We start from the raw sequence: 4,082 nt of genomic DNA, 5'->3' as shown, positions 1-4,082 counted from the left end.
GCGTGTCGATCCCGACAACCGTCTTGTAGCCGATTCGCTGGAAGCCGAGTGGAACCATGCACTGAGAACGCTTGGTGCTGCCCAGGAGCGCTATGAAAAACAATGCGGGACGGCGAGTGCCCAGCTCGACGAGAAGCAGCGTGAGAGCATCATGGCACTTGCACAGGACTTCCCGCGCCTGTGGAACGACCCCCAGACACCGGAGCGGAAAAGAAGCGTATGGCCCGTCTGTTGATTGCCGACGTGACGCTGCTCAAGGACTCCGGAATAATTGCCCTGTTCGATGAGCCAGCGCTCGCGTGTGGCCGGATCGATGCCGTGATGGATGCTCGCATTGTCGAGCACGATCACGGTCGGCCGAGCATCGCCCTGACAAATCAGTTCGTCGAGAAAGCCCTCAACGTCCGGCCCTTTGACTGTACGGGCGCTTGCTGTGTGAACGAAACTGTTCTCACCAAAATTCAGCGCGCCCATCACATTGCGTCGGCAATGATGATTGGGCTCAATGGCATGGGGCAGTCCTCGTGGTGACCAGCTACGCTGAACCGGCGGCGATCCGCAAAAGCCAGCCTCGTCGAAATAGAACAGGCGACACTGGCCATCGCGTGCTGCAACCTGAAGCTTCTCAAGCGTGGCACGCTTCATCTCGAACTCCTGCTCGTCGCGCTTTTTTTGAGCGAGAAGCGGTTACGCTTAAAAGTGAAGCCGCCGCGTTTGAGCGCTTCGCCCAGTGTTTCGATCTTGCACGGCAACGGTTGACCTTGAGATTCTTCGACGCGTCGCGCGATTTGCGGCAGCGACTCGGCACGCGCAATCTCCAGGGCGACTGCGACCAAATCATCGGAAAGTGCACGAGGCCGACCGCCGTTGTGGCCGCCCATCAGTGCGCAGATGCCTCCGAGGCGCCACGCGTGAGCCCAGTTGTACACAGCCCGGTCACTTACACCGAGTACCTCACAGACGACCTTTGGCTTATCGCCACGAGCGAGCATCAAAAGACCCGTGGCGCGTCTGCGCGAGTTCTTGAACCGGTGATTGATCGCCATCTCCTGTAACGTGATCGTCTCCGCCTTATCGAGCTTCACTCGGCACTTCATCGCCACCTCGGTACTTGGGAAAAACCCAGGCTACCGAAATCCAAGCAGTTTTACCAGGACCACTTATTTCCCGAAAGACGTCCCTATGACCTGCTCAGGCCCCGACCGTTCCCATTACCGACCTTGTCCGAAATTCCGGCGCCACCTCTCGCCGGAGGAGGATTGCAGGGTTGCCTCCGCGCCTGAGAGGTGGATTTGGCACTCCAGACCAAACCGCTGCCAAAACATAAATATTATTTATTTGATATCGTTACCACAATGCCTTATAAAAGCGAAAGTTCAGTTTCTTTTTTGTAATAAACCGAGCTATCTCAGCTAAGGGAGGATCTGCAAAAGTCATCGCGTGTCCACGTCATTAAAGTGACGGAATTGTCTCTGCACACGTGGCCATATCCACCAGATCGAGCTTTCGAAAACTAGCACTCGCGCCCGGGAGGAATCTGCATTCCGCATATTCAAGCTGCAATTCTGATGAACGTAGATCCGCTAACGGTGGTCCATGCAAAAATTCGTGCAGATTCGACACTGCTTGTGCCGGCAACCTTTGGATGGAAAGCGCCGACGCTCCTAAGTGTCAATAGGTCGGTACTCTGAAAAAAACGAGCTGCGCAGATCTTCCCTAGATAACCAATCTACAAAAGCGGCTCCCTTTCGCATCTTGATTTAAGCTTATACTACTCAAATGGAGAAATCCTACCTATGATGAAAAGCGTTCTTATTTTTAGCCTCGCGCTTTGTGTATCTAGTTGCGCGTTGGCTGAAACAGTCGTAGCCTGCCCGACTCCCGCTGACATTACGATGGCACGGGGGGTGTACACAGCAAACGCCAGCGATGGCAACGGCGAATGGTTGGGCATTGCGCAGGGGCTGGAAGAAAGCACTATCAAGGCTTTTTTCTCCGCCATATTTTTCCCGGCGCATATGATGGATAGTGGCTCGGCGGCGTCCGTGAAGTGCTCCTACGAGCTAAATAACGGCAATTATGTGGATTTGCGATTCATAGCCAAATCCCAGAAACCTAAGTCTCTACAACCGGATTTACGGTTGGAGGGCAGCATATGGCATCAAAAAAATGGCCCTTTCGACCTTTTCTACTATGAATGCACTGCGCCGTCCGGTTCGAGTTGTAGGTTCGTTGTCGTTCAACGGTCGTGAAAAATCAGTAGGGCGCTGTCACGATGTCAAGGGCGGTCGAGTAAGATGGCCATATGACCAAGAACAAATCGCTTTATCATGACCATCGGTTTCCGGCAGCTGGGAACCTCGAAAAACCTCTACTCTTGGTAATATTTTCCAATCCTGATCAGCTATAGAGAGGATGCGGTTCTGTTGCAGCAAGGGTGTCGGGACGAGAAATGTCGATATGATAAGTATTGCTTATGACACAAGGGAGTAAAACTGCTGGGAAGCAGACGACGGGTCTTTGCCCGCACATTTCATCTGTCCTTTCCTGATCGTGTGCATTACCTCGATGCCGCCGAGGATGACCCTCGCACGGTGGAAGTTCTTGAATCCCAGCATCGCCCGGGTCCGGCGTTTGATAGCCCGATGGTCCCGTTCGAGAGGGTAGCCTCGTTTCCTCTCGGAAACGAGGCCCCCGAAGAACGGAGCGTGCGACTTTCACCGCACTCCGCTCGCGCACAGCGTTAAGCGTCGTACTGACGCCGGCCTTGCCAACTACCAAGACCTTCGCAAGCATCACGTCGTGAATTCGTCTTATGGCGGAGGTCGTCGAAATCAATCTCTTCGGGTCAGATTCCCCGCCGCTTGCGGCGTATGCTGCGGTGAATGAGCGAATACATTCACAAGAGCCACAACGTCACGGTGTTGCTGTATCACGTGGTGCTGCCGGCGAAGTATCGACGAGCGGTCTTTGATGACCAGGTTGACGAAGTTCTGAAGGAAATCTGTCTGGAGATAGCTCAGCGCTATCAGATGAAATTTTTGGAGATAGGGACGGACAAGGACCACGTTCATTTCCTGGTCCAGTCGGTCCCGACATATAGCGTTACGAGGATCGTGACGATTCTCAAGAGCATCACGGCCCGGGAAATATTCCGCCGATGCCCGCATGTGAAGAAGACGTTGTGGGGCGGTGAGTTCTGGACCGATGGGTACTTCGCGAGCACGGTAGGTAAGCATGGCGACGAAGAGATGATTGGTCGGTATGTCAAGAATCAGGGCAAGGAATACAACAAGCTGCACTCAGACCATCAAATCGCGCTGTTTTAGGGCGATGGTTTTAGATACCCCGCCCCTTGGGGCGGGGAGCCTCATTTGCGTGACGCAGGTTATCGCGCACGGTCGTGAGCGTCGCCCCGCCGGCCAGTGCGTGTGTCGCGTGCGAGTGTCTCATCCAGTGCGGCGTGGCCTGCCGCAGCTTGTCTGCGAGCGGCTGATGCTCGGTTTCGATGATATCGGCCGCGCCGTCGAAGAACCGGCGCAGCATCTGCCTCAGGCGCGGCATGGAGATGCCGCCTGGCTCATCGAGGTGGCCGAGTATCGGCGTATCAGGCGCCCATCGAGCCGGCGTGTCGGGCAGACCGCGTTGCGCCAGATACTGGTCCAGTGCGAAGCTCGCGAGCGGCGGCAAGACCGCCTTGCCGGGTTTCGCTCCCTTGCCAGTGAGATGAAGCCAGCGCTCGCCGCGTGCGCCGGCTTCGACGCCGCCGAGCGTCACGCCGACCAGTTCGGCTGCTCGCAGGCCGGTCGCGTAACCGAAGTCGAGCACGAACCGCAGGCGCTGTGCAGCCGGTACCGCCCAGCCATATGACCACTCGAGCCCGTCGGCGAGCGTGCGAACCAGTTCCCATTCGCCGGCCGTGAAAGCCCGGGATCGGTCCAGCTTACCCTTGCGACGCGCACCACGCACCTTGAGGCCCGCGACCGGATTAGCCAGCACGTAACGCTGCTCGATCAGCCAGCGGAACATGGCGCCGAGCGCTCAAGCGACACCGCCAGTACAACTTCCTCGGCGCACGGCGT

At 56.4% G+C, this 4,082-nt stretch carries 3 protein-coding genes and 4 pseudogenes; 3 read left to right on the top strand and 4 right to left on the bottom strand.

Going from position 1 to position 4,082, the window contains the following annotated elements:
- Nucleotides 1–235: pseudogene (locus tag BMI01S_RS43655) on the top strand (recombinase family protein); the annotation flags it as partial.
- A 140-nt stretch (nucleotides 236–375) separates the two neighbouring features.
- Here BMI01S_RS43655 and BMI01S_RS44365 read toward each other — a convergent pair.
- Both BMI01S_RS44365 and BMI01S_RS36220 read right to left on the bottom strand, forming a co-directional pair.
- A pseudogene (locus tag BMI01S_RS44365) lies at nucleotides 376–645 on the bottom strand (hypothetical protein); the annotation flags it as partial.
- On the bottom strand, nucleotides 642–1,085 hold the full coding sequence (locus tag BMI01S_RS36220; RefSeq protein WP_244145424.1) for a helix-turn-helix domain-containing protein: 444 nt from the start codon (nucleotides 1,083–1,085) through the stop codon (nucleotides 642–644). The gene BMI01S_RS36220 and the pseudogene BMI01S_RS44365, both read right to left, overlap by 4 nt.
- A gap of 711 nt (nucleotides 1,086–1,796) precedes the next feature.
- Between BMI01S_RS36220 and BMI01S_RS36215 the strand changes: the two genes are divergently transcribed.
- The gene (locus BMI01S_RS36215; RefSeq protein WP_036047270.1) at nucleotides 1,797–2,252 is read left to right on the top strand and encodes a DUF3757 domain-containing protein; all 456 of its coding nucleotides are present in this window, start codon (nucleotides 1,797–1,799) and stop codon (nucleotides 2,250–2,252) included.
- Between the two features lie 222 nt (nucleotides 2,253–2,474).
- On the opposite strand, the pseudogene BMI01S_RS40195 reads toward BMI01S_RS36215, so the two are convergent.
- A pseudogene (locus BMI01S_RS40195) lies at nucleotides 2,475–2,660 on the bottom strand (DDE-type integrase/transposase/recombinase); the annotation flags it as partial.
- A gap of 225 nt (nucleotides 2,661–2,885) precedes the next feature.
- On the opposite strand from BMI01S_RS40195, the gene tnpA reads away from it, so the two are divergent.
- On the top strand, nucleotides 2,886–3,329 hold the full coding sequence (gene tnpA, locus BMI01S_RS36205; RefSeq protein ID WP_042292880.1) for an IS200/IS605 family transposase: 444 nt from the start codon (nucleotides 2,886–2,888) through the stop codon (nucleotides 3,327–3,329).
- A 37-nt stretch (nucleotides 3,330–3,366) separates the two neighbouring features.
- On the opposite strand, the pseudogene BMI01S_RS36200 reads toward tnpA, so the two are convergent.
- Nucleotides 3,367–4,038, bottom strand: a pseudogene (locus tag BMI01S_RS36200) (tyrosine-type recombinase/integrase); the annotation flags it as partial.
- Nucleotides 4,039–4,082: the final 44 nt, after the last annotated feature.

Origin of the sequence: Paraburkholderia mimosarum LMG 23256 = NBRC 106338 (assembly GCF_000739815.1) — a bacterium.
In the GTDB taxonomy this organism is placed as follows: domain Bacteria; phylum Pseudomonadota; class Gammaproteobacteria; order Burkholderiales; family Burkholderiaceae; genus Paraburkholderia; species Paraburkholderia mimosarum.
Note: the sequence above shows the minus strand (reverse complement) of the source record. Positions and strands in the feature narration are given on the sequence as shown.